Here is a 22,648-nt window from a genome sequence, read left to right as displayed (position 1 = left end):
ATCCCCGATATAGCGGGCGGGAGGTTGGCGAGGGACGTCTCACTCGCCAACCGGGTCAGGTCCGGAAGGAAGCAGCCCTAACGAGACCGAACGGGTCTTCGTCCAGCCTCCCACCTCATGCGCTGTGTGAAAGCGCTGCGCCCAGGCCGGCTTAAAGTCGGTACGGCGCCCAAGTCGGCATAGCGCCATTGACCCTCGCCTCCCGATTGGCGAAACCAGTCCTCATGACCGACCAGATCGACGCCGCCTCTGCTGACGAACCGGGATTCGCCGGTTTCGATCCGGCGCCTGCGCCGCAGGCGGCGTCCGGCACGGCGCCGACGCCTTACCGCGTGCTCGCCCGCAAGTACCGGCCCGCCCATTTCGGCGACCTCATCGGCCAGGAAGCGATGGTGCGCACCCTCACCAACGCCTTCGCGGCCGGCCGCATTCCGCAGGCCTGGATGCTGACCGGCGTGCGTGGCGTCGGCAAGACGACCACCGCCCGCATCCTGGCGCGCGCGCTGAACTTCCAGACGCCCGACGGACAGGGCGGCCCGACCACCGATCTGCGCGAATTCGGCGTGCATTGCCGCGAGATCATCGAGGGCCGCCATATCGACGTGATGGAGATCGACGCGGCCTCGAACAACAGCGTCGACAATATCCGCCAGATCAACGACGCCGTGCGCTATGCCCCGGTCTCGGCGCGCTACAAGGTCTATATCGTCGACGAGGTGCACATGCTCTCGACCGGCGCCTTCAACGCCTTCCTGAAGACGCTGGAGGAACCGCCGCCGCACGCGAAGTTCATCTTCGCGACCACCGAGATCCGCAAGGTGCCGATCACGGTGCTGTCGCGCTGCCAGCGCTTCGACCTGCGCCGTGTCGAGGCCGATGTGCTGGTCGATCACCTCGCCGGCATCTGCAAGGCCGAGGGCGTCGATGCCGAGCAGGAGGCGCTCGCCGCCGTCGCCCGCGCCGCCGAGGGCTCGGTGCGCGACTCGCTCTCGATCCTTGACCAGGCCATTGCGCACGCGGCCGGCCGGATCACGCTTGACGACATCCGCGCCATGCTCGGCCTCGCCGACCGGGCGCGCGTCATCGACCTCTTCGAGTCGGTGATGAAGGGCGACATTGCCACGGCATTGGGCGAGCTGCGCGCGCAATACGATGCCGGCGCCGACCCGGTCGTGGTGCTCAACGACCTCGCCGAGTTCACCCACCTCGTGACCCGCCTCAAGCTCGTGCCCGAGGCGGTGAAGGACAACAGCCTCGCCCAGGCCGAGCGCGTGCGCGGCGGCGATTTCGCCCAGCGCCTCTCGATCCGCGTGCTCGCCCGCACCTGGCAGATGCTGCTCAAGGGCATCGGCGAGGTGAAGCAGGCCGATCGGCCGGTGATGGCCGCCGAGATGGTCCTGGTCCGCCTTGCCCATGCCGCCGACCTGCCGACGCCGGACGAAGTGCTGAAGCTGCTGCGCGACGGCATGGGTTCGGTCCCGGCCGCAAACGGCAATGGCGGCGGCGCGCCGCGCCCACCGTCCGGCGGCGGCAACACCGCGCTTGCCGCCCGGCCGATCCTCGCCAGCGCCAATCCGGCCCCGGTGCCGGTCGCGCGCGCGGCTGCGGCGCCGGCTGCGATCGTCGCCTCGATCGAGGATGTCGTGGCGCTGGCTTCGCAGAACCGTGACATCACGCTGAAGATCGCCCTGGAGCGCGATGTCCGCCCGGTGCGCTTCGAGCCCGGCCGCATCGAATTCTCGCTCGCCGAGGGCGCCTCGCGCACCCTGGCGCAGGATCTCTCGCGCCGCCTCAAGGAATGGACGAACCAGACCTGGATGGTCGCCGTCGTCAACGAGGAGGGCGGCGCCACGCTGCGTGAGCAGGCGGCGGCCGCCAAGGACCGGCGCGAGAGCGATGCAGCGGCTCATCCCTCGGTCAAGGCCGTGCTGGAGCGCTTTCCCGGCGCGCGCATCGTCGATGTCCGTGATCCGCGTGCCATCGCCGCGGCCGAGAATGCCGCAGCAGTGCCGACCGAGGACGAGTATCTGCCCGACGCCGAGCCTTTGTTCGACGATGCCGAGCCGGATTTCGACGGCATCGATTTCTGATTTTTTCGAGGAGGATTTCCCATGCGCGACATGATGGGCTTGATGAAGCAGGCTCAGGCGATGCAGCAGAAGATGGCCGATATGCAGGCCGAGCTCGACGCCATCGAGGTCGAGGGCACGGCGGGCGGCGGCATGGTCACGGTGACGATGACGGCCAAGGGCGCGCTCAAGGGCGTCAAAATCGACCCCAGCCTGATGGTGCCGGACGAGCGCGAGATCCTCGAAGACCTGATCGTCGCCGCCGCGAACGATGCCCGGACCCGTGGCGAGCGCGTCATGCAGGAGCGCATGGCCGAAATCACCAAGGGCCTGCCGATCCCGCCCGGCATGAAGCTGTTCTGAGATAAGCCGTCATGCCCGGGCTTGACCCGGGCATCTCGTGCCGAAAGGGCTCCCGTCATGAGATGGTCGGGTCAAGCCCGACCATGACGCTTCCATCGACGAGTCACCATGTCCCGCGCCATCGCCGGTCCCGAGATCGAAAGGCTGATCCAGCTCCTGGCCAAGCTGCCGGGGCTCGGGCCGCGCTCGGCCCGGCGTGCGGCGCTGCATCTGGTCAAGAAGCGCGAGCAGCTGCTCGGCCCGCTTTCCGAGGCGATGGCGGTGGCGCGCGAGCGCATCGTCGTCTGCTCGCGCTGTGGCAATGTCGACACCAGCGACCCATGCGGCCTCTGCACCGATCCGCGCCGCGACGACAGCCTGATTGTCGTTGTCGCCGATATCTCCGATCTCTGGGCGCTGGAGCGTTCCGGCGCCGTGGCGGGGCGTTATCACGTGCTCGGCGGCGTTCTCTCGGCGCTCGACGGCATCAGGCCTGAGCATCTCTCGCTCGATGCGCTGGTGGCGCGTGCTTCCGAGCCGGCGGTGAAGGAGATCATCCTCGCGCTCAGCGCCACGGTCGACGGCCAGACCACGGCGCATTTCATCACCGATCTCCTGGCGCATCTGCCGGTCAAGGTAACGAAGCTCGCTCATGGCGTGCCGGTCGGCGGCGAGCTCGATTATCTCGACGACGGCACGCTCGCCGCCGCGATCCGCCAGCGCACGGGCTTCTGAGGCTTCCACGCCGTCATTCCGGGCTTGCCCCGGAATCCATCGTAGAGCGCAACACCCTTCGATGGATTCCGGATCGGCGCCGCTGTCGCGGCTTGTCCGGAATGACGCCGGAAGAATTCAGAACTTGTAGGCGATGCTGGCGCGGGCGCTGTGCGCCGTGAATTCCTGATCGCCGGTCAGGCCCGGAAAGGCGCCGGAGCTCGCGAAGCGGTTCCGCCCGAAATCGGTGTAGCGGTATTCGGCGCCGAGGATCAGGTTGTCGGTGAAGGCGAAGTTGACGCCGGCGCCGACATTCCAGCCGGTCCGTGCGCTGGTCAGCCGCTCGCCGAAGCCGGCGGCATCGAAGACGCGCCGCTCATATTCCGTGAAGGAGGCGCCGCCGGCGGCATAGATCATCAGCCGGTCGAAGGCATAGCCGATGCGGACGCGCGCCGCGCCCTGCCAATCCTGCGAGACACGGCCGCTGAGACCGGCGCCGGCGAAGCGGCTGCGGCTGTTGACGGCTTCGACATCGCCCTCGATGCCGAGCACGATGCTGCCCAACTGATAGTTGAAGCCGGCATGGGCGCCGCCGAAGGCGGAATCGTCGTCGATGCGGAAGCTCATCGGCGCGAAGGGGTCGGTTGGCGCGCCGATCCGCACCCGGTTGCTGCCCCAGGAATAGCCACCTTGGATACCGGCATAGACGCCGGTCCAGGAATAGAGCGCCGGCAGCTCCGGGGCGGGAGGCAGGGCGACGCCGCGCAGATCGGCCGCGCCGGCCGCGCCGGACATGAGCGCCACGCATCCCGCCAGGGCATATCTGAGCTTCGACATCGGGCTTTCCGAGACATCGTGATGCGCCCGGAGGGTCGAGCGCGCCCGGTCATAACGAAGCATTAAGGTTAACAATCGGCTAAAGCACCGGACCGAAAAGTGGAATCCACTTTTCGGAACAATCCGATGCGATAACAAAAGCATAGATCACCGTTATCGCGTCCGATCGGACGCGCGGCGATCTAAGCGCCCATCGTGAGCGAGCTCTATGGGAACGATTGCGGCGCGGCGCGGTTGCTCGCAAGCTGCAGTCGTAACGGCCGCGGAGAGCTCACCCAGACATGGCATTTCTCAAACGGATCACAGGCGCCGCTGGGCTGGGGGTTGCGCTGGGCTATCTGTCGGGGGCTCTGTCCGGCCATCGCGACCGGCGCCGGCAGGAGGCAGCCGCGCGCGGGCGGCTGGCCAGGACGCCGCTGCAGATGACCTGGCTCGGCTGGAAGGACGTGTTGCTGCGCTTCGTCGGCAATGTCGCCGACAATCGCTTGAGCTCGCTCGCCGGCGCGGTCGCCTTCTTCACCTTGCTCTCGCTGGTGCCGGCGCTTTCGCTGCTAGTCACGATCTACCGCTACTTCACCGATCCGGCGACCATCGCCGAGCAGCTCGACACGGTGACCACGATGTTTCCGCAGGCGGCGCGCGAACTGATCCACGAGCAGGCGATCCGGCTCTCGGCCCAATCTGGTTTCGGCCTGTCCCTGACCTTCTACATCAGCTTTCTGGTCGCCGCCTGGTCGGCCAACGCGGCGGTGAAGGCGCTCTTCGACGCGCTCAACATCATCTACCGCGAGCAGGAGAAGCGCAGCTTCCTTAAGCTCAACGCGATCTCGCTTTTGACCACGGTGAGCGGCGTCGTGCTGCTCGTTGCGGCGCTGGTCGCCATCGCGAGCCTGCCGGTGGTGACCGCGCTGTTTCCCTTCCATTCCGGGTTGGAGCGGCTGATCCGGCTGGTGCGCTGGCCCGCCTTCTTCGTGCTGGCGACGCTCTCGATCGCGGTTCTCTACTGGATCGGCCCGAGCCGCGAGCGCATGCGCTTCATCTGGGTCATGCCCGGTGCCATCGCCGCCGCTTTGCTCTGGGGCGCGGCCTCCTATGCCTTTTCCTGGTATGTCAGCACGCTCGGCAACTACACGGCCGCTTATGGTTCGCTTGCCACCGTCGTAGTGTTCATGACCTGGCTCTGGCTTTCGGCAACCATCGTGCTCGCCGGGGCGGAGCTCAACGCCGAGCTGGAACATCAGACGACGCACGACACGACGACCGGCAAGCCGAAGCCTCTCGGCCAGCGCGGCGCGACCATGGCCGACAGGGTTGGCCCGGCGAAAGCCGATTAAGGCGGGGCTTCATTGCAGTGCTGCAATCCCGCTCTTGCCGGCGGGGGTGGCGACAAGCGGGGCGGGAAGCGCCATCTTTGATGGCGGCAGCCAATGCGGCTGCCGTGAAAGGATCACGCCATGTCCGCGACCGCAGAGAACACCGCGCCTGTCGCCAGGCTGGAAGCCCATGACGCGCCCTACCATATCGGGGCCGTCACCCTGCGCGTGCGCGATCTCGCCAAGCTCGTCGCCTATTACCGCGACGCCATCGGCCTGCGGCTGATCCGCGAAGACCGCGACAGCGCCGAGCTCGGCATCGACGGGCAGGTGCTCGTCCGGCTTCAGTCCGGCGCGGCTCAGCCGAGTTCGACGTCCGGCCTCTTCCATCTCGCCATCCTGCTGCCCTCGCGGCGCGATCTCGCGAACTGGCTGAAGCACGCCGCCGAGACGCGCATCCCGCTCGAAGGCGCCTCCGATCACCTCGTCAGCGAGGCGCTCTATCTCTCCGACCCCGAGGGCAACGGCATCGAGATCTATCGCGACCGCACGCGTGCCGAATGGCCGCGCCGGCCCGATGGCGGCATCGCCATGGCGACCGAGCGGCTCGATCTCGACAGGCTCCTGAGCGAGGCCGAGAGCGGAGCTTATGCCGGCATGCCCGAAGGCACCGGCATGGGCCATATCCATCTGCGCGTCGGCGATACGGTGGCGGCCGAGACCTTCTATCGCGACCTGCTCGGCTTCGATCTGATGGTTCATTATCCGGGCGCCAGCTTCCTCGCCAGCGGTGGCTACCACCATCATATCGCCGGCAATATCTGGGGCAGCCGCGGCGCCGGGCCTCGTCAACCGGGCGAGGCCGGTCTCGATCGCTTCGAGATCGTGGCGCGCAACGAGGCCGATTTCATCACGATGCGCGAGCGGATTCTTGCAGGCGGCGGCAGCGAGGCCGACGGCGCGCCTGGCATCGCCGATCCCTGGGGCAACAGACTGGTTATGGTGCGCTGAGAAGGCTCAGCGCGTCAGCAGGTGTGAGCGGCGTGTTCCGCCCGTATCGGGTTTGAAGCCATTCGCTTCCCAGAACGCAGTCGCGCGTGGATCGGCTGCACGCAGCGAAAGGCGCGGTGCCAGCGCCAGTCCTTGCTGAATCAGCGCGGCAGCAAGGACGCGACCAATGCCGGCGCCGCGACGCAGTGGCCGGACATAGACGTGCCTAACCCGCAGGAGATCGGGCTCCGGGTCGTAGGGATCGGGCGTCAGGGCGCCGATACCGGCGAGCTCGCCTTCCTGGAAAGCTGCGAAGACGGCAAAGCGGTCGTCACCGTCGACATAGCGGCCGGCCAGCCATTCCTCGCGCAGACCCTCGACGAAGCGGTAGCTTTCCGCGCTTGCCTCGTGGCGCAGCGCCTCGAAATCGTCCGGCAGGCTTTCTGCCAGCCGGACGATCTGGATGGCTGCCGGGTTCACAGCCCCTCGAACAGGGCGCTGGAGATGTAGCGCTCGGCGAAGGAGGGAATGATCACCACGATGGTCTTGCCGGCATTCTCCGGTCGCGCGCCGACTTCGAGGGCCGCTGCGACAGCCGCGCCCGACGAGATGCCGGCCGGGATGCCCTCGCTCCTGGCCAGAGCGCGCGCCGTCTCGAAGGCGGTCTGGTTGCCGACGGTGACGACCTCGTCGATCACGCTGCGATCGAGCACGCCCGGCACGAAGCCGGCGCCGATGCCCTGGATCTTGTGCGGGCCGGGCTGGCCGCCGGAGAGGACCGGGGAATCCTCGGGCTCGACGGCGATCATCTTCACGCTCGCTTTGCGGGCCTTCAGCACCTGGCCGACGCCGGTGATGGTGCCGCCGGTGCCGACGCCCGAAATGATGATGTCGACCTGGCCGTTGGTGTCGTTCCAGATCTCCTCGGCCGTCGTCTTGCGATGGATCTCCGGGTTGTGCGGGTTCTCGAACTGCTGCGGAATGATCGCGCCTGGAATCTCGTTCTTGAGTTCCTCGGCCTTGGCGACGGCGCCGCGCATGCCGCCGGGGCCGGGCGTGAGCACCAGCTCGGCACCGAGCAGGGCGAGCATCTTGCGCCGCTCCAGCGACATCGTCTCGGGCATGACCAGGATCAGGCGATAGCCGCGCGCCGCAGCGACGAAGGCGAGCGCGATGCCGGTGTTGCCGGAGGTCGGTTCGATCAGCGTGCCGCCGGGCTTCAGCGCGCCGGAGGCCTCCAGCGCATCGATCATGCTGACGCCGATGCGGTCCTTCACGCTGGAGATCGGGTTGAAGAATTCGAGCTTGGCGAGAAGCGTCGCCTTGACGCCGCGCTCGGCCGGCAGGCGGTTCAGCTTGACGAGCGGCGTGTCGCCGATCGTGTCGGTGATCGAGTTGTAGATGCGCCCGCGTCCGGGGGCTTTCGTCGCTTCGGCCATGGATAAATCCTCCTGGAGGGACTGTTGGCGGCGAAGCTAGGTCAATTCACAGATCGTGTCGATTAAAAGAAGTAAATTACAATATCAAATTGTGAAATCGGCTCCAGCCTCGCCTCTGCCGAAGACGGCCTTCGCCTGCGCCCGCCGGCAGAGCTCTTCCACGGTGACGTTGTCGAGCTTTGCCAGAAAGGCCGCTGACGCCGCCTCGACCTCCGGCCCAACGACCTCATCGACCAGCCGCGATTGCGGCAGCGGACCGAGACCTTCCTCGCCCGTTTCCTGCATGGCGGCCCGGGCGATGTCGCCAGCCGTGATCTTGCGCCGCTCCCGCGCGAGCTCGTAGCCGCCGCGCGGGCCGCGCACGCCCTTCAGGATGCCGACGCGCACCAGCGTCTGCAGCAACGTCTCCAGATGGCGCGGCGGCAGGGCATGCCGCGCGGCCAGGAGCTTGGCGGCGACAGGCGAGGGCCGGGCATGCAGCGCGATATCGACCACGGCGGCGATGGCGAGCAGGCTGCGGCGCGAGAGCAGCATCATGGCCGCTTCTCCCCGTTCTTGCCGCCGCCGATGCCGGTGGAGCCGAAGCCGCCCGCGCCGCGCTCTGTCTGATCGAGAAAGGCGACCTCGGTCAGCACGGCATGCGTCACCGGGGCGATCACCAGCTGGGCGATCCGGTCGCCGCGCGCGATGGCGAAGGGCTCCTGCCCGAGATTGATCAGCGGCACCTTGACCTCGCCGCGATAGTCGCTGTCCACGGTGCCGGGCGCATTCAGCACGGTGACGCCATGCTTGACCGCGAGCCCGGAGCGCGGGCGCACCTGCCCCTCGAAACCATCGGGCAGCTGCATCGCCAGCCCGGTCGGGACCAGCGTCCTCTCGCCGGGTGCGAGCAGGAGCGGTTCGCCGATGGCGGCGCGCAGATCGAGGCCGGCAGCGCCGGCCGTCTCATAGGCCGGCAGGGGCAGATCGGCGCCATGCGGCAGGCGTTGCAGCGCGACCGTCACCATCGCCGTCAGCCCGCCCGGCCGGCCGGAAGAAGCGCTGCGATATGGGCGATCAGCCGGCTCGCGACCTCGTCCTTCGGCAGCGTCGGCCAGGTCTCGACATTTGCGGCCGTGACGAGATGGACCGTATTGGCGTCGCCGCCCATCACGCCGGTGCCGCCGACGTCATTGGCGACGATCAGGTCGCAACCCTTCTTCGCGAGCTTGGTTTTGGCGTAGTCGACGACGTTCTGCGTCTCGGCGGCAAAGCCGACGACCAATGGCGGGCGCCCGCTCCTGCGATGCGCGACGGTGGCAAGGATGTCGGGGTTCTCGACCAGGGCCAGCGGCGGCAGAGCCTTGCCGTCCTTCTTCATCTTCTCGGGAGCAGTATCGGCGACGCGCCAGTCGGCGACCGCGGCAGCGAAGATCGCGATATCGGCCGGCAGGGCGGTTTCGACGGCGGCCAGCATCTCGCGGGCGGATTCGACATGGACCGTCTCGACACCGTCGGGATCGGGCAGGTTCACCGGGCCGCTGACCAGCGTGACTCGCGCGCCCGCCGCAGCCGCAGCGGCCGCGATGGCGTGACCCTGCTTCCCGGAGGAGCGGTTGGCGATGTAGCGCACGGGGTCGATGGCCTCATGCGTCGGTCCCGAGGTGATCAGCACATGCCGGCCGGCGAGCGGGCCGGACTTGGTGTGCTCCCCGCCCGGCAGCCGGCCGAGAAAGCCGATGGCGCGGGTGGCCGCGGGCTTTTCACCGGCGAGTGCGGCCTCGATCGCGGCGAGAAGCTCGGGCGGTTCGGCCATGCGGCCCGGCCCGCTCTCGCCGCGCTCGGCCATCGCCCCGACATTCGGGCCGACGACGAGGACACCGTCCTTCTCGAGCTGTGCCATGTTCCGGCGCGTCGCCGGGTGCTGCCACATCCGCGGATTCATCGCCGGCGCGATCAGGATGCGCTTGTCGGTGGCGAGCAGGGCGGTCGAGGCGAGGTCGTCGGCGAGGCCGTTCGCCATCTTGGCGATGAGATCGGCGGTCGCCGGCGCGACGACGAGGAGATCGGTCGAGCGCGAGAGCTGGATATGGCCGATATCGGCCTCGTCCGTCAGCGAGAACAGATCGGTGAAGCAGCGTTCGCCGGCGAGCGAGGAGACGGTGAGCGGCGTGACGAACTGCTCGCCCGCCTTGGTCAGGATACAGCGCGAGGCGATGCCGCGATCCTTCAACCGGCGGATGACTTCGAGCACCTTGTAGGCAGCGATGCCGCCGCCGATGATCAGGAGAACGGAGCGGGAAGCGGACAAGGCGGCTCCTCGGGCAGCGCGAATGTCGAACGGTCCGCTTCCTAGCATTTGGTGCGCGGCGCTGGGAAGCTCGGCCCGTCGAAGGCTTTGCAGTTGGTGGCGGCAAGCGGGACATGCGCGACTTGCCCCCTCTCCCACCCATCTCGGGCTTGCCCGAGATGGGCGATTCCCAGTGTCGAAGCCGGCAACAGCCGGCTTCGATGCGGGAGAGGGTCGGGGTGAGGGGTCGCGCCAACGTCTCCCGTCATTGCGAGCGCAGCGAAGCAATCCAGGGGGGCGTAGAGCTCTGCCGCCCCTGGATTGCTTCGTCGCTTCGCTCCTCGCAATGACGGCAAAGGTCGCGCGACCCCTCATCCGGCCTTTCGGGCCACCTTCTCCCGCAGGGGGAGAAGGGAAGAACACCGCGCCGCGCGTTCAATCGGCCAGTGATCGATCCGTTCTGCGGTCAGTCGCGTGGCAGATCCGGTACCTTGTAGGCCGTCGTCGCCTTGATCCGCTCCATGGCGAAGCGCGAGGTCACGTTCTTGAGCGGGATCGTCTCGATCAGCTTCTTGTAGAAGCCGTCATAGGCGGCCATGTCGGCGACGACGACGCGCAGCATGTAGTCGACATCACCAGCCATCCGATAGAACTCCATCACCTCCGGCATCGCCGCGACCATCTGCGCGAATTTCTCCAGCCAGGGGCCGGAATGGTCCGCGGTCTCGATCTGGACGAAGACGGTGAGCCCCAGCCCGATCTTCTCCGGTGCCACCAGCGCGACGCGCTTCAGGATCACTCCGGCCTGTTCGAGTTTCTGGATGCGCTTCCAGCACGGCGTCTGCGAGAGCCCGACGCGATCGGCCAGTTCGGCGATGGAAATATTCGCGTCGGCCTGCAGGACAGTGAGAATTTTCCGGTCGATGGCGTCCATTCTCTCAAACTCGCTCTTGGAAGAAATTTAAACTCTTCAATCGTCCAAATAAAGACGAATTATCTTTTTGAGGTCGATCTATTGCATTCAGATAGAAAATCCTTTTCTCAATCTGTCAATGGGGGTCAATCGACCCTGTCTGCAATAAGGATTTGAACGATGGATCGCCGCCAGTTTCTCATTGCCGGTTCGAGCCTGGCGGCAGCTGCATCATTCGCCGGCGTTGCCCGTGCGCAGCAGAGCGTGACGGCCCGCGTCGGCTATATCCCGATCGTCGGCACGGCGCCGTTCTTCGTCGCATCGGGCGAGGGCTGGCTGAAGCAGGGTGGCATCGAGACCGCCGTCACCGTCTTCGAATCCGGCCCCAACATGATCCAGGCGCTCGCCTCGGGCACGATCGACGTCTATGTCGCCGGCGTCGCCCCGCTCGCGGTTGCCCGCTCGCGCGGCGTCGACATCCGCGTCGTCGCCTCGACCGCGGTCGGCGAGAACGTCGTCGTCGCCGCGCCCTCGCTGGCAAAGTTCTTCGCGGCCGGCGTCACTCCGGCGGCGGCCTTCAAGGCCTTCCGCACTGCGAATGGCAAGCCTGCGCGCCTCGCCACCCAGCCGGCAGGCTCGGTGCCCAACACCGTGCTGCAATACTGGCTCTGGGAGGTCGCCAAGGCCGACAAGGCCGATATCGAGATCGTGCCGATGGGCATCGACGCCACCCAGCAGGCGATCCTCGCCGGCGCGGTCGATGGCGGCACGGTGCGCGAGCCGGCGCTGACGATCATCCAGACGCGCAATCCGCAGATCAAGCTCGTCGCTGGCGGCGAGGAGGTCTTCCCAGGCCAGCCCGGCACGGTCGTCGCCGTCTCCGGCGCCTTCGCCAGCAAGAACCCCGAGGCCGTGCAGAGCATCGTATCCGGCCTCGTCAAGGCCGCAGCCCTGATCAAGTCCGCGCCGACCAAGGCCGCACCCCATGTCGGCGCGGCGCTCGGCAAGGGCATCGTCGATCCCGAGCTGATCCAGAAGGCGCTGGTCTCGCCAGCGAGCCGGTTCGAGATCGATCCGCGCAAGATCATCGAGCCGTCGCGCGCCATGCAGGCCTACCAGGTCAAGCTCGGCTCGCTGGAGAAGGAACTGCCCTTCGACGGCCTGTTCGAGACGCAGTATTACGAGCGCGCGATCAAGGCGAACGGCTGAACATCGTGGCGCGGCTTCGGGCTTCGGCCCTTGCTTTTCTGGGCCTCGTCGCCTTCCTCCTGCTATGGGAGGCGATGCCTTGGTTCGGGCTGGTGAATCCGGCCTTCCTGCCGCCGCCGAGCGCGCTGCCGAAGGCCTTTATGCGCGAGGTCACCTCCGGCGCCTGGCTTACGGCCATACTAGGTTCGCTCTGGCACTACTTCGTCGGACTCTTCGTCGGCGCCGGCCTGGGCACGGCGCTCGGCGTGCTGGTCGGCATGTCGCGCATCGCCGAGGAGGCGACCGCCTGGGTCGTGCGTGTGTTGAGGCCGATCCCCGGCCTCGCCTGGGTGCCCTTCGCCATCATCTGGTTCGGCGTGACGCCGGGCGCGGCCGTCTTCATCATCGCCATCGGCGTGTTCTGGATCGTCTTCTTCGCCGCCCAGGGTGCGATCCGCGGCGTCGATCGCGATCTCGTCGAGGTCGCCGATGCCTTCGGCTTCCGCTCGCCTTGGGCTCGCCTGTTCAAGATCCTGCTGCCGGCGGCGATGCCGGGAATCCTCGTCGGTTTCCGCACGGCGCTGGGACAGGCCTGGATGGCGGTGGTCGCGGCCGAGATCTTCGGCGTCGCCGGCGTCGGCCAGCGCATGATGCAGGCGTCGAGCCTCCTCGCGACCGATATCGTCGTCGTCTACATGCTGACCATGGCGGCGCTCTACGGCCTGCTCGACACCGGCTTCGTCGCCTTCCAGACATGGGTGCTGCGTTGGAAAGCGTGATCGAGATCAAGGGCCTGTCGCTGACCTTCACCCGCGACGGCGAAGAGACCGAGGTGCTGCACAAGCTCGATCTCAATGTCGGCCGCGGCGAGTTCCTCGCCATCGTCGGCCCTTCCGGTGTCGGCAAGTCGACGCTGCTGCGCGTCATCGCGGGGCTCGCGAAGCCGAGTGGCGGCGAGGTCGTGATCAATGCCAAGGATGCGACACGCCGACCGGTCGCCCTCGTCTTTCAGGATTCGCGGCTGCTGCCCTGGCGCAAGGTCGTGTCCAATGTCGGCTTCGGCCTGGAAGGCCGGGCCTCGCGCTCCGAGCGCCTGGCGAAGGCCGGCGAGATGCTCGATCTCGTCGGCCTGGGCTCGCTGGCGCAACGCTGGCCGCATCAGCTTTCGGGCGGGCAGCGCCAGCGCGTCTCGTTGGCGCGTGCGCTTGCGGTCGAGCCGGAGATTCTGCTGATGGACGAGCCCTTCTCGGCTCTCGATGCCCTCACCCGCGAAACCCTGCAGGATGAGTTGATTCGCGTCTGGCAGCGCACCGGCAAAACCGTGCTCTTCGTCACCCACGACATCGACGAAGCCGCCTATCTCGCCGACCGGGTCGTGATTCTCTCGGGCGCTCCCGGGCAGATCATCGCCGAGCACCGCATCGACGCGGCCCGCCCCCGCCGGCGCGGTGCCGCAGCCGAGGCCGAAATCGTGCGGGCCGTCCGCCAGGGGCTCGGCGCCGACATCGTCATGGATGGTGCCGCGATCTGAGCGAAGGCGCCCTCAGTCCTTGTCGAGGGAAGCCTTGAACGCCTCGCCGTACTCCTTGTGCCAGCGGGAGAGCGGCGGGCGATTCTCGATGATGTCGCCCATCGCCCAGGCCATGCGCTTTTCGTCGAGGGCGCGGCTCGTCTCGCCGTCGGGGCAGAGGATGTAGAAGTCCCCAGCCGCGAGCCGCTCCAGCATGAAATCCACGGTCTGCTCCGGCGTCCAGGCGCCGTCCGGCTTCTCGACGCGTCCGCGCGCCGTCAGCGGGGTGAAGACGAAGCCGGGAATCAGCAGATGGGCGCTGACCTTGCAGCCCTCGGTATTGCGCAGCTCGTGCTGCAGCGCCTCGGTGAAGACCTTCACTCCGGCCTTGGAGACATTGTAGGCTGGATCGCCCGGTGGGGTGGTGATGCCTTGCTTCGAGCCGGTGTTGATGATCAGCGCCGGCTCGCCATGGGCGATCATCTCGGGCCCGAAGAGCTGCGTGCCGGCGACGATGCCGCCGAGGTTGACGGCGAGCGTGCGCTCCCAGTTGTCCTGCGGCCCGAAGATCGCGCTGCCCGGCTGTGTACCGGCATTGTTCATCAGGACATGGACCTTGCCGAAGCGGGCGATGACCGCCTCATGCAGATGGGCGATCTCGTCCCGGCGCGAGACGTCGGTTCCGACCGCAAGCACATTCTCGTCACCGATCAGCGTCGCCAGAACCTGCCCGGCTGCCTTCAGCGCCTCGGCGTCCCTGTCCGCGATCACGATCCTCATACCGCGATCCGCGAAGGCGCGGGCGGCGGCGAAGCCTATGCCGGAGGCGCCGCCGGTGATGACGGCCACATGGGTGGGAGCGAGAGCGGGGTGGCTGGTCATGGTCTTCATGGTCCACGATTCGGAGGGCGGAGCTAAGGCGCGCGCCGCGGCGACATCATGGCGCGCTGCCTGCCGCAAACGGATGACGGAGAATGCGGCAGAGCCAGCCTCACCGCCTTGTCATTGGTATGCGAGGCCGGATTGAGGCATGGGGTCCGGGTATCCGAGGGCAGTGACGAGATCATGCGGCGCATTTTCGGTGGGTGTTTCCTGGGCAAGGCCGTGCTGGCGCTGGGGTTGCTGGCGCCCGGCCTGACGCTGGCGAGCGAGTCCGCTCCGGTGACGTCGCCGCGCGTCACCGCGACGCTGCTGTCGAGCCGCGACACGGTGACGCCGGGCGAGCGCTTCAAGGTCGCGCTGGTCCAGAAGCTCGCCCCGCACTGGCATACCTATTGGCTGAACCCCGGCGATTCCGGCGAGCCGACGCGGATCCAGTGGGACCTGCCCGCCGGCGCGACGGCCGGAGACATCCAATGGCCGGCGCCGAAGGCGATCCGGGTCGAGCCGCTCGTCAATTTCGGTTTCGAGGGCACGGTGTTGCTGCCGGTCGAGATCGCCGTGCCGGCCGACGCCAAAGCCGGTGAGACTTTCACGCTGAAGGCCGATGCCACCTGGCTGGTCTGCGAGAAGATCTGCATTCCCGAGGAAGGTTCGTTCACGCTCGACCTGCCGATCGCGGCCGCGGGCGGGGTCGACGAAGCGGCCCAGGCGCGCATCGATGCAGCGCTGGCGGTCCTGCCGAAGCCAGCGCCGTTCCGGGGCAGGCTCCGCAGCGCGGGTGACAAGCTCGCGCTGGAGCTGCCGGGGCTGCCGTCCGGCGCGAGCGATCTGCGCTTCTTTCCTGTTCTGGATACGCTGATCGAGCATGCGGCAGACCAGTCGCTCTCTGCCGGCGAGAAACCGGCGCTGACGCTGGTGCGCTCCGGCGCCTTCAAGCTGCAGGAGCCCGAGGTTTCCGGCGTCCTGACCTTCAGCGAGAACGGCGAGGCCAAGGCCGTGACGCTCGCCGCCGATGCCGATCCGGCGCTGCTGACCGCGGCCGGAACAGCCCCGTCGGAGGCTCGGCCCGCCGTGGTGCGGATTCCGGTTCCGGTCGAGGGCGCCGATCTGACGATCTGGGCGGCACTGGCGCTGGCCTTCGCCGGCGGGCTGATCCTCAACCTGATGCCCTGCGTGCTGCCGGTGCTCTTCATCAAGGCGCTCGGCTTTGCCCAGCTCGCCCATGCCCATCGCAGCGCGGTGCGCGAACAAGGTTTGCTCTTCCTCTGCGGCGTGCTCATCGCCTTCACGGTGCTGGCCGGTGCGGTGGTCGCGCTGGGAGCATTGGGCAACAGCGTCGGCTGGGGCTTCCAGCTCCAGTCCCCGCCCCTCGTCATCGCGCTGGCGGTGGTGATGGTGCTGATCGGCCTGAATCTGCTCGGCGCCTTCGAGATCGGTACTTCGGTGACCGGCCTTGGCGACGGTCTCGCCAGCCGGGGCGGCCGCTTCGGTGCCTTCATGACCGGCGTGCTGGCCGTGATCGTGGCGACGCCCTGCACGGCGCCCTTCATGGGGGCGGCGATGGGTTATGCGGTGACGCAGCCGCCGGCGGTCGCTTTCTCCGTCTTCGTGGCGCTGGCGCTCGGCTTTGCGCTGCCGGTCGTGGCGCTCTCCTTCGCGCCCGGCCTGCTGCGCCTGCTGCCGAAGCCCGGCCGCTGGATGCTGGTTCTGAAGCAGGCCTTCGCCTTTCCGATGTTCGCGACCGCGGTCTGGCTGATCTGGGTCGCCTCGGTGCAGAGCGGCCCGCAGGGCGTGCTGGCGGCGCTCGTCGCCGTGCTGGCGGCCGGCTTCGTCGTCTGGCTCGTCGGGGTCACGCGCGGGTCTCTGCCGCGTCGCGTCTTCGGCTCGGTGCTGGCGGTGCTGGTCGTGCTCGGCGCGGGCTGGTTCACGGTCCAGAACGCCGTTCCCGGCGCGACGACCGAAGCGCGTGCTGGCGACATCGAGGCCTGGTCGCCCGAGCGCGTCGCGGCGCTGCAGGCTGAAGGAAAGCCGGTCTTCGTCAACTTCACGGCGGCCTGGTGCATCACCTGCATCGCGAACGAGCGGGTCGCGCTGTCCCGGCAGGAGGTGAAGGACGCCTTCGCGAGCCTTGGCGTGACCTATCTCAAGGCGGACTGGACCAATCGCGATGCGCGCATCGCCAAGGCGCTAGCCGAGCAGGGCCGCGCCGGCGTGCCGCTCTACCTGTTTTATCCGGGCAGCAAGGACGGGCAGGCGGAGATCCTGCCGCAGCTCCTGACGGCGGACACCTTGATCGCGGCGGCCGAACGGGCCGCCGGGCGCGGCGTGAAGACCGCGGCGAACCGTCCCTGATCGCGGCCAGACGGCCTACTGCGAGCGCGGGCCGAGATCGCGCGGTGCGGCGTTGATCGTGACGATCTGGCCGTTGCGCAGTTCGAGCACGGCAAGCCCGCGCTCCACCTGTCCGTCCGGACGGAAGCGGAAGACGCCGTCGGCGCCGGCAAAGCCCGAGGCATTGGTCAGCACGGCTTCCGAGAAGCGCTGCGATCCCTGCGTGCGGGCGAGTGCCGCCGACAGAGAGACAGCGTCGTAGGCGAGCGTCGCGGTGCGGGTCGGCGCGCTGTTGAAGCGCTGCTGATAGCGCCCGGCGAAGGCGTTGAAGCCGGCGGTGTCGGGCGAGGCGAACCAGCCGCCCTGGATCGCCGGCACACGCGCCACGCCGGCATCGTTCCAGACGCCGGTGCCGAGCGGCTTCACCTTCGCCGGATTGTAGCCGGCTTCCTGCAGCAGCTGGCCGAGCGTCGGCATGGTGTCGGCGGCGGCGGGCACGAACAGCGCGTCCGCCTGCTGGAGCGAGGGCATCAGCCGCTGGATCGCGCTGCGCATCGCGGCGGGATCTGAGCCGAAGTGCTCGATTGCGGCGACGCGGACGCCGCGGCTGGCGACGGCCTGCTGGAAGGCGGCCTCGACGACCTTGCCATAGGCGGTATCGGGGAGGAGGGCGGCGAAGGATTTCCGGCCCTGCTGGCTGGCATAGGCGATGACGCGGTTGACGTCGTTCTCGGGCGGGAAGGAGAGCAGATAGACACCGCGCGAGGCGACGCTGGTGTCGCTCGAGAAGGCGATGATCGGGCGATTGGCGCCACGCGCGACTTGCGCCGCTGCCTGCACTGAGGGTGCGAAGAGCGGGCCGATGATCAGCTCCGCCCCTTCCGACAGCGCTTCCTGCGTTGCCGCGCGGGCGCCTTCCGGCGTGCCGCGGTCGTCCTTCACCAGGAGCGTGAGGTCCGCGTTCGGGAACTCGGCCAGCGCCATCTCGGCGGCGTTCTTCAGCGAATTGCCGACGACTGCGCCCTGCCCCTCTGCCGTCAGCGGCAGCACGAGGCCGACCTTGACCTTGCCGTTGCCGATAGTCTGCCCGGTTGGTGCCGCGCCCGGCGCGGGCGAGCCCGAATCGAAGCCCGGCAGGCCGGAGGTGCCGCCGCTGCAGGCGGCCAGCGCCAGCGGCAGAAGGACCGCGAGAGCCCGCGCTTTGAACCGCAGGACCGGTGCGACGTACCGATGATGCAACACGGGCGATCTCCAGTCGTGACCGGGCAGGCAGGTGCTCGCCCGGCGATGAGTTCCAGCGGAAAAAATGGTCACCGCCGGACTCGTGCCAGTGCGGAATCCTATTTTCAAGTTGTTAACTATGAGTTGCACATGCGGCGCGACGCTGCGCCATGGCGTGGCGGCTGCCGCTGTGGCAGCGTGGCGCGATGTCGAACGATGCCGCCCCCCGCTCCCCGAGCTACACCGCCTTCGGCCTCAGGGCCGAGGCCGAGCCGCTGGCGCCGGGGCTTCACATCGTTGCGACCCCGATCGGCAACCTGCGCGATATCTCGTTCCGGGCGCTGGCGACGCTCGCCGCCGCCGACGTAATCCTCGCCGAGGATACCCGCACTTCGAAGACGCTGCTGGCGCATTACGGCATCGCGACGCCGCTCCTGCCCTATCATGAGCACAATGCCGCGCAGATGCGGCCGAAGGTGCTGGCGAAACTGCGCGAGGGCGGCAAGCTCGCTTTGATCTCGGATGCCGGCACGCCGCTGGTTTCCGATCCCGGCTACAAGCTCGTGGCCGAGCTGGTGGCGGAAGGCCTGCCGGTCACCGGTATTCCCGGCCCATCCGCGGTGCTGGCGGCGCTGGTGCTGGCGGGTCTGCCCACGGACCGCTTCTTCTTCGAGGGCTTCCTGCCGCCGAAATCGGCGGCGCGGCGTACGCGGCTGACCGAGCTTGCCGTGATCCCCGGAACGCTGGTCTTCTTCGAATCGCCGCGCCGTCTCGCCGAGATGCTGGCCGATGCGGCAGCGGTACTGGGCGCGCGGCCCGGCGCAGTGGCGCGCGAGCTCACCAAGTTTCACGAGACGGTGCGGCGCGGCGCGCTGCCGGAACTCGCCGCGCATTACGAGAGCGAGGAAGAGCCGCGTGGCGAGATCGTCGTCATCATCGGCCCGCCCGGCGCTGTCGAGCTGCTGCCGGCCGGCGATGTGATCGACGAGCGGCTGCGCGCCGCGCTGGCGAAGGTCTCGCTGAAGGAGGCCGTCGCGCAGGTCGCGGCCGAGACCGGCCAGCCGCGCCGCAAGATCTATGCGCGCGCCCTTGAACTCACACGCGACGATCCGTGAGCGGAACGGCGGCGGGGCCCGACAGGCGCAGCCGCAAGGCGAGGCGCTCCGGCCTCGCCGGCCGCCGTGCCGAATGGCTCGCCATCCTCTGGCTGACCGCCAAGGGCTACCGGCTGCTCGAACGGCGCTTCGGCGGCAAGGGCGGCGAGATCGACCTCGTCATGAAGCGCGGCCGCACCGTCGCCTTCGTTGAGGTCAAGGCGCGTGGCCGATTGGAGGATGCGCTGACCGCGGTGACGCCGGAAAAGCGCCGCCTCGTCGAGCGGCGCATCCGGCACTGGCTTTCGCGCAATCCCTGGGCGAACGATCATCATCTGCGGGCCGATGCGGTGTTTCTGGCTCCGTGGCGTCGGCCGCGTCATGTGCCGGCTGCCTTTGCGCTTGTCCTGTGACGCAAGGCGACCCACTTGCAGGAACCCCGCCCGCGGCCCGATAAGAACCGGCCGCAACAGGAAGGCCTGCCATGACTCTCTCCGTCGCCATCCAGATGGACCCGATCGAGCGCATCCGGATCGCCGGGGACACCGGCTTCGCCCTGATGCTGGAAGCGCAGGCGCGCGGCCACAGACTCTACACCTACACCCCCGACAAGCTCTCGCTGCGCGACGGCAAGGTCACCGCGCCGATCCGTCCGGTCACGGTGCGGGACGTCGAGGGCGACCATTTCACGGTGGGAGCCGAGGAGAAGATCGATCTTTCGACGCTCGATGTCATCCTGCTCCGGCAGGACCCGCCCTTCGACATGGCCTATGTCACGACCACCCATATGCTGGAGCGCATCCATCCGAAGACGCTGGTGGTCAACAACCCGGCCGAAGTCCGCAACGCGCCGGAGAAGATCTTCGTCACCCATTTCCCGGAGCTGATGCCGCCGACGCTGATCACCCGCGACAAGGCCGAGATCGAGGCCTTCCGCGACGAGCACGGCGAGATCGTCATGAAGCCGCTCTACGGCCATGGCGGCGCGACCGTCTTCAAGACCAGCAGGACCGATCCGAATTTCGGCTCGCTTTTCGATCTGTTCAGCAACCTCTTCCGTGAGCCCTGGGTCGTGCAGGGCTTCATCAAGGAGATCACGGAGGGCGACAAGCGCATCATCCTGATCGACGGCAAGGCGGCGGGCGCGGTCAACCGCGTGCCGGCGGTGGGTGACCTGCGCGCCAACATGGTGCGCGGCGGCGCGGCGCGGCCGACCGACCTGTCGAAGAAGGAGCTCGAGATCTGCGAGGCGATCGGCCCGGCGCTGCGCGAACGCGGTCTTTTGCTCGTCGGCATAGACGTCATCCACGGCAAGCTCACCGAGATCAACGTCACGGCGCCGACCGGCGTGCGCGCCATCAAGAAGCTCGGCGGCCCCGACCTGGCGGCGCAGCTCTGGGATGTGATCGAGTCGAAGCGCTGACGAGTTCTATGGACCTGTGACGTTGTCATCCCGGGAGCAGCGAAGCGAAGACCCGGGATCCATGTCAGAGTATTTCCGGCATGAGCTCAGGCATGGATCCCGGATCGGCGCCGCTTTGCGGCTTGTCCGGGATGACGGTGCGGTTGTTCTGAGGGGGCTCAGGCTGCGACGCTGCCGCCGCCGCTCAGCGGGTTTGTCTCGTCCCAGCCATAGCGCAGCGTCTCGAAGCGCATCGTCAACGCGTCGAGCAGCAGGAGCTTGCCGACCAGCGGTTCGCCGAAGCCGGTGATGGCGCGGATCACCTCCAGCGCCATCAGTGAGCCGACGACGCCGGGCAGCGCGCCGAGCACGCCGGCTTCCGCACAGGTCGGGATCGAACCGGGCGGCGGAGCCTCGGGGAAGAGGCAGCGCCAGGTCGGGTTTGGCCGTCCGTCCGGGCCGGTTTCATGGGCACGGATCGTGGTCAGCGAACCGTCGAAGCGCCCCAGCGCCCCCATCACCACCGGCCTGTGCTCGTGGAAGCAGGCGTCGGAGACGGCATAGCGCGTCGCGAAATTGTCGGAGCCCTCGGCCACCACGTCGTAGAAGGCGATCAATGCCCGGGCATTGTGCGGGTCGATGCGGGTGACATGCTCCTCGACCACGACATGCGGGTTGAGATTGCGCACGAAGCGCGCGGCGGCGACGGCCTTGTGGGCGCCGACATCCTCGGTCGCGAAGATGGTCTGGCGCTGCAGGTTCGAGAGCGAGACAATGTCGTCATCGACGATGCCGATCTTCCCGACGCCGGCTGCGGCGAGATACTGGATCAGCGGTGCGCCGAGCCCGCCGGCGCCGATGACGAGGACGCGCGCATTCTTCAGCTTCTGCTGCCCTGGGCCGCCGATCTCCGGCAGCACGATATGGCGCGCATAGCGCTCGATCTCGTCGTCGCCCATCATCATGGCAGCAGCGTAAGACGATGGCCGTTCTTCGGCAATCGGCATGGTCGCTTCAGGCAGCGCCGGACATGACGTTTGGCCGGCTTGGCCGCGCCGCCGAGCCATGCCATCGTGTCGACATCGAGGGCCGGACAACGGCGCCCGGCTTTAACAGGGGATCGGTTCATGCGTCTGGGTTCTTTTGCGGCGGCACTGGCCGGCGTTGCGCTTTCGGCAGTGGCGGCGCTGGCGCAACAGCCGATCAAGCCGGCCGTGGTCTATGACAAGGGCGGCAAGTTCGACAAATCCTTCAACGAAGGCGTCTTCATCGGCGCCGACAGGTTCAAGAAGGAGACCGGCGTCGACTTCCGCGATTTCGAGCCGACCAACGATGCCCAGATCGAGCAGGCCCTGCGCCGCTTCGCTCGTGACGGCCATTCACCGATCATCGCCGTGGGCTTCTCGCAGGCGACCGCGCTGCAGAAGGTCGCGGCCGAGTTCCCGAACCTGAAATTCACCATCATCGACATGGTGGTCGAATTGCCGAACGTGCAGTCGGTGGTCTTCAAGGAGCATGAGGGCTCCTATCTGGTCGGCCTGCTCGCCGCGATGGCCTCGAAGACCGGCAAGGTCGGCTTCGTCGGCGGCATGGATATTCCGCTGATCCGTAAATTCGCCTGCGGCTATGTCCAGGGCGTCAAGGCGGGCAAGGCCGATGCCGAGATCTTCCAGAACATGACCGGCTCGACGCCTTCAGCCTGGAACGACCCGGTCAAGGGCGGCGAGCTCGCCAAGTCGCAGATCGATCGCGGCGCCGATGTGGTCTACCACGCCGCCGGTGGCACCGGCATCGGTGTGCTCAGGGCGGTGGCGGATGCCGGCAAGCTCGGCATCGGCGTCGATTCGAACCAGAATGCGCTGCATCCCGGCAAGGTGCTGACCTCGATGCTCAAACGCGTCGACGTTGCCGCCTACAAATCCTTCAAAGCCGCGCAGGACGGCTCCTGGAAGCCGGGCATTTCCGTGCTCGGTCTCAAGGAGGACGGCATCGACTGGGCGCTGGATGACGCCAACAAGGCGCTGATCACGCCCGAGATGAAGGCGGCGGCCGACAAGGCCAAGGCCGACATCATCGCCGGCACCGTCAAGGTGCACGACTACATGTCCGACCAGAAGTGCACGATGTGAGGAGC

Annotated in this window: 23 protein-coding genes and 1 other RNA gene; 14 read left to right on the top strand and 10 right to left on the bottom strand. The window is 67.7% G+C overall.

The window, feature by feature from the left end; translation table 11 throughout:
• Nucleotides 1-18 precede the first annotated feature (18 nt).
• The 4 genes from ffs (at nucleotide 19) to recR (ending at nucleotide 3,146) form a co-directional block, all read left to right on the top strand.
• Nucleotides 19-115, top strand: an RNA gene (ffs, locus tag FQV39_RS19225) — signal recognition particle sRNA small type.
• A gap of 109 nt (nucleotides 116-224) precedes the next feature.
• Nucleotides 225-2,090, top strand: a complete 1,866-nt coding sequence (locus FQV39_RS19220) for a DNA polymerase III subunit gamma/tau (protein WP_149131752.1) — start codon at nucleotides 225-227, stop codon at nucleotides 2,088-2,090.
• Nucleotides 2,091-2,111: 21 nt separating this feature from the next.
• Nucleotides 2,112-2,432: a YbaB/EbfC family nucleoid-associated protein gene (locus FQV39_RS19215; protein WP_149131751.1), complete on the top strand. Its 321-nt coding sequence runs from the start codon at nucleotides 2,112-2,114 to the stop codon at nucleotides 2,430-2,432.
• Between the two features lie 108 nt (nucleotides 2,433-2,540).
• Nucleotides 2,541-3,146, top strand: a complete 606-nt coding sequence (gene recR, locus FQV39_RS19210) for a recombination mediator RecR (RefSeq protein ID WP_149131750.1) — start codon at nucleotides 2,541-2,543, stop codon at nucleotides 3,144-3,146.
• A 117-nt stretch (nucleotides 3,147-3,263) separates the two neighbouring features.
• Here the strand turns inward: recR and FQV39_RS19205 are convergent, their stop codons facing one another.
• On the bottom strand, nucleotides 3,264-3,962 hold the full coding sequence (locus tag FQV39_RS19205; protein ID WP_187639989.1) for an outer membrane protein: 699 nt from the start codon (nucleotides 3,960-3,962) through the stop codon (nucleotides 3,264-3,266).
• A gap of 281 nt (nucleotides 3,963-4,243) precedes the next feature.
• On the opposite strand from FQV39_RS19205, the gene FQV39_RS19200 reads away from it, so the two are divergent.
• Nucleotides 4,244-5,296, top strand: a complete 1,053-nt coding sequence (locus FQV39_RS19200) for a YihY/virulence factor BrkB family protein (RefSeq protein WP_149131748.1) — start codon at nucleotides 4,244-4,246, stop codon at nucleotides 5,294-5,296.
• 120 nt (nucleotides 5,297-5,416) lie between these two features.
• Nucleotides 5,417-6,286 carry a VOC family protein gene (locus tag FQV39_RS19195; RefSeq protein WP_149131747.1) on the top strand — a complete coding sequence of 290 codons (870 nt, stop codon included), beginning with the start codon at nucleotides 5,417-5,419 and terminating at the stop codon, nucleotides 6,284-6,286.
• Between the two features lie 6 nt (nucleotides 6,287-6,292).
• On the opposite strand, the gene FQV39_RS19190 is transcribed toward FQV39_RS19195, so the two are convergent.
• From FQV39_RS19190 to FQV39_RS19165, 6 genes are all read right to left on the bottom strand, one after another.
• Entirely contained in the window at nucleotides 6,293-6,745 is a 453-nt protein-coding gene (locus FQV39_RS19190) for a GNAT family N-acetyltransferase (protein ID WP_149131746.1), read from the bottom strand.
• Nucleotides 6,742-7,704 (bottom strand): cysteine synthase A, encoded by a 963-nt coding sequence (gene cysK / locus FQV39_RS19185; protein WP_149131745.1) that lies wholly within the window; start codon nucleotides 7,702-7,704, stop codon nucleotides 6,742-6,744. Before cysK ends, FQV39_RS19190 begins: the two co-directional genes overlap by 4 nt.
• Before the next feature lie 84 nt (nucleotides 7,705-7,788).
• Nucleotides 7,789-8,241 carry an RrF2 family transcriptional regulator gene (locus FQV39_RS19180; protein ID WP_149131744.1) on the bottom strand — a complete coding sequence of 151 codons (453 nt, stop codon included), beginning with the start codon at nucleotides 8,239-8,241 and terminating at the stop codon, nucleotides 7,789-7,791.
• Nucleotides 8,238-8,711: a dUTP diphosphatase gene (gene dut / locus FQV39_RS19175; RefSeq protein ID WP_149131743.1), complete on the bottom strand. Its 474-nt coding sequence runs from the start codon at nucleotides 8,709-8,711 to the stop codon at nucleotides 8,238-8,240. Before dut ends, FQV39_RS19180 begins: the two co-directional genes overlap by 4 nt.
• A gap of 5 nt (nucleotides 8,712-8,716) precedes the next feature.
• Complete coding sequence (locus FQV39_RS19170; protein WP_187639988.1) at nucleotides 8,717-10,042, bottom strand: phosphopantothenoylcysteine decarboxylase domain-containing protein; 1,326 nt, start codon at nucleotides 10,040-10,042, stop codon at nucleotides 8,717-8,719.
• A gap of 397 nt (nucleotides 10,043-10,439) precedes the next feature.
• Nucleotides 10,440-10,907: an Lrp/AsnC family transcriptional regulator gene (locus tag FQV39_RS19165; RefSeq protein ID WP_149131741.1), complete on the bottom strand. Its 468-nt coding sequence runs from the start codon at nucleotides 10,905-10,907 to the stop codon at nucleotides 10,440-10,442.
• A gap of 243 nt (nucleotides 10,908-11,150) precedes the next feature.
• On the opposite strand from FQV39_RS19165, the gene FQV39_RS19160 reads away from it, so the two are divergent.
• From FQV39_RS19160 to FQV39_RS19150, 3 genes are all read left to right on the top strand, one after another.
• Entirely contained in the window at nucleotides 11,151-12,095 is a 945-nt protein-coding gene (locus FQV39_RS19160) for an ABC transporter substrate-binding protein (RefSeq protein ID WP_472840655.1), read from the top strand.
• Nucleotides 12,096-12,169: 74 nt separating this feature from the next.
• Nucleotides 12,170-12,853, top strand: a complete 684-nt coding sequence (locus FQV39_RS19155) for an ABC transporter permease (RefSeq protein ID WP_472840654.1) — start codon at nucleotides 12,170-12,172, stop codon at nucleotides 12,851-12,853.
• A complete protein-coding gene (locus tag FQV39_RS19150; RefSeq protein ID WP_149131738.1) occupies nucleotides 12,829-13,605 on the top strand; it encodes an ABC transporter ATP-binding protein in 777 nt (258 codons plus the stop codon). The genes FQV39_RS19155 and FQV39_RS19150 overlap by 25 nt, the downstream gene beginning before the upstream one ends.
• 12 nt (nucleotides 13,606-13,617) lie before the next feature.
• Here FQV39_RS19150 and FQV39_RS19145 read toward each other — a convergent pair whose 3' ends face one another.
• Entirely contained in the window at nucleotides 13,618-14,466 is an 849-nt protein-coding gene (locus FQV39_RS19145) for an SDR family NAD(P)-dependent oxidoreductase (RefSeq protein WP_149133930.1), read from the bottom strand.
• Nucleotides 14,467-14,649: 183 nt separating this feature from the next.
• On the opposite strand from FQV39_RS19145, the gene FQV39_RS19140 reads away from it, so the two are divergent.
• Nucleotides 14,650-16,818: a protein-disulfide reductase DsbD family protein gene (locus FQV39_RS19140; RefSeq protein ID WP_149131737.1), complete on the top strand. Its 2,169-nt coding sequence runs from the start codon at nucleotides 14,650-14,652 to the stop codon at nucleotides 16,816-16,818.
• Between the two features lie 15 nt (nucleotides 16,819-16,833).
• Here FQV39_RS19140 and FQV39_RS19135 read toward each other — a convergent pair whose 3' ends face one another.
• Nucleotides 16,834-18,039: a penicillin-binding protein activator gene (locus FQV39_RS19135; protein ID WP_248313065.1), complete on the bottom strand. Its 1,206-nt coding sequence runs from the start codon at nucleotides 18,037-18,039 to the stop codon at nucleotides 16,834-16,836.
• A 149-nt stretch (nucleotides 18,040-18,188) separates the two neighbouring features.
• On the opposite strand from FQV39_RS19135, the gene rsmI reads away from it, so the two are divergent.
• The 3 genes from rsmI (at nucleotide 18,189) to gshB (ending at nucleotide 20,535) form a co-directional block, all read left to right on the top strand.
• Nucleotides 18,189-19,133, top strand: coding sequence for a 16S rRNA (cytidine(1402)-2'-O)-methyltransferase (rsmI, locus tag FQV39_RS19130; RefSeq protein ID WP_472840599.1), 945 nt, complete (start codon nucleotides 18,189-18,191; stop codon nucleotides 19,131-19,133).
• A complete protein-coding gene (locus FQV39_RS19125; RefSeq protein WP_149131736.1) occupies nucleotides 19,130-19,525 on the top strand; it encodes a YraN family protein in 396 nt (131 codons plus the stop codon). Before rsmI ends, FQV39_RS19125 begins: the two co-directional genes overlap by 4 nt.
• 71 nt (nucleotides 19,526-19,596) lie before the next feature.
• The gene (gshB, locus tag FQV39_RS19120) at nucleotides 19,597-20,535 is read left to right on the top strand and encodes a glutathione synthase (protein ID WP_149131735.1); all 939 of its coding nucleotides are present in this window, start codon (nucleotides 19,597-19,599) and stop codon (nucleotides 20,533-20,535) included.
• A gap of 158 nt (nucleotides 20,536-20,693) precedes the next feature.
• Here the strand turns inward: gshB and FQV39_RS19115 are convergent, their stop codons facing one another.
• Nucleotides 20,694-21,479 carry a HesA/MoeB/ThiF family protein gene (locus tag FQV39_RS19115; RefSeq protein ID WP_149133927.1) on the bottom strand — a complete coding sequence of 262 codons (786 nt, stop codon included), beginning with the start codon at nucleotides 21,477-21,479 and terminating at the stop codon, nucleotides 20,694-20,696.
• Nucleotides 21,480-21,641: 162 nt separating this feature from the next.
• Between FQV39_RS19115 and FQV39_RS19110 the strand changes: the two genes are divergently transcribed.
• The gene (locus FQV39_RS19110) at nucleotides 21,642-22,643 is read left to right on the top strand and encodes a BMP family lipoprotein (RefSeq protein WP_149131734.1); all 1,002 of its coding nucleotides are present in this window, start codon (nucleotides 21,642-21,644) and stop codon (nucleotides 22,641-22,643) included.
• Nucleotides 22,644-22,648 lie beyond the last annotated feature (5 nt).

Origin of the sequence: Bosea sp. F3-2, assembly GCF_008253865.1 — a bacterium.
Lineage (GTDB): Bacteria > Pseudomonadota > Alphaproteobacteria > Rhizobiales > Beijerinckiaceae > Allobosea.
The sequence above is the reverse complement of the archived record's forward strand: the minus strand, read 5'-3'. Positions and strand labels throughout refer to the sequence as shown.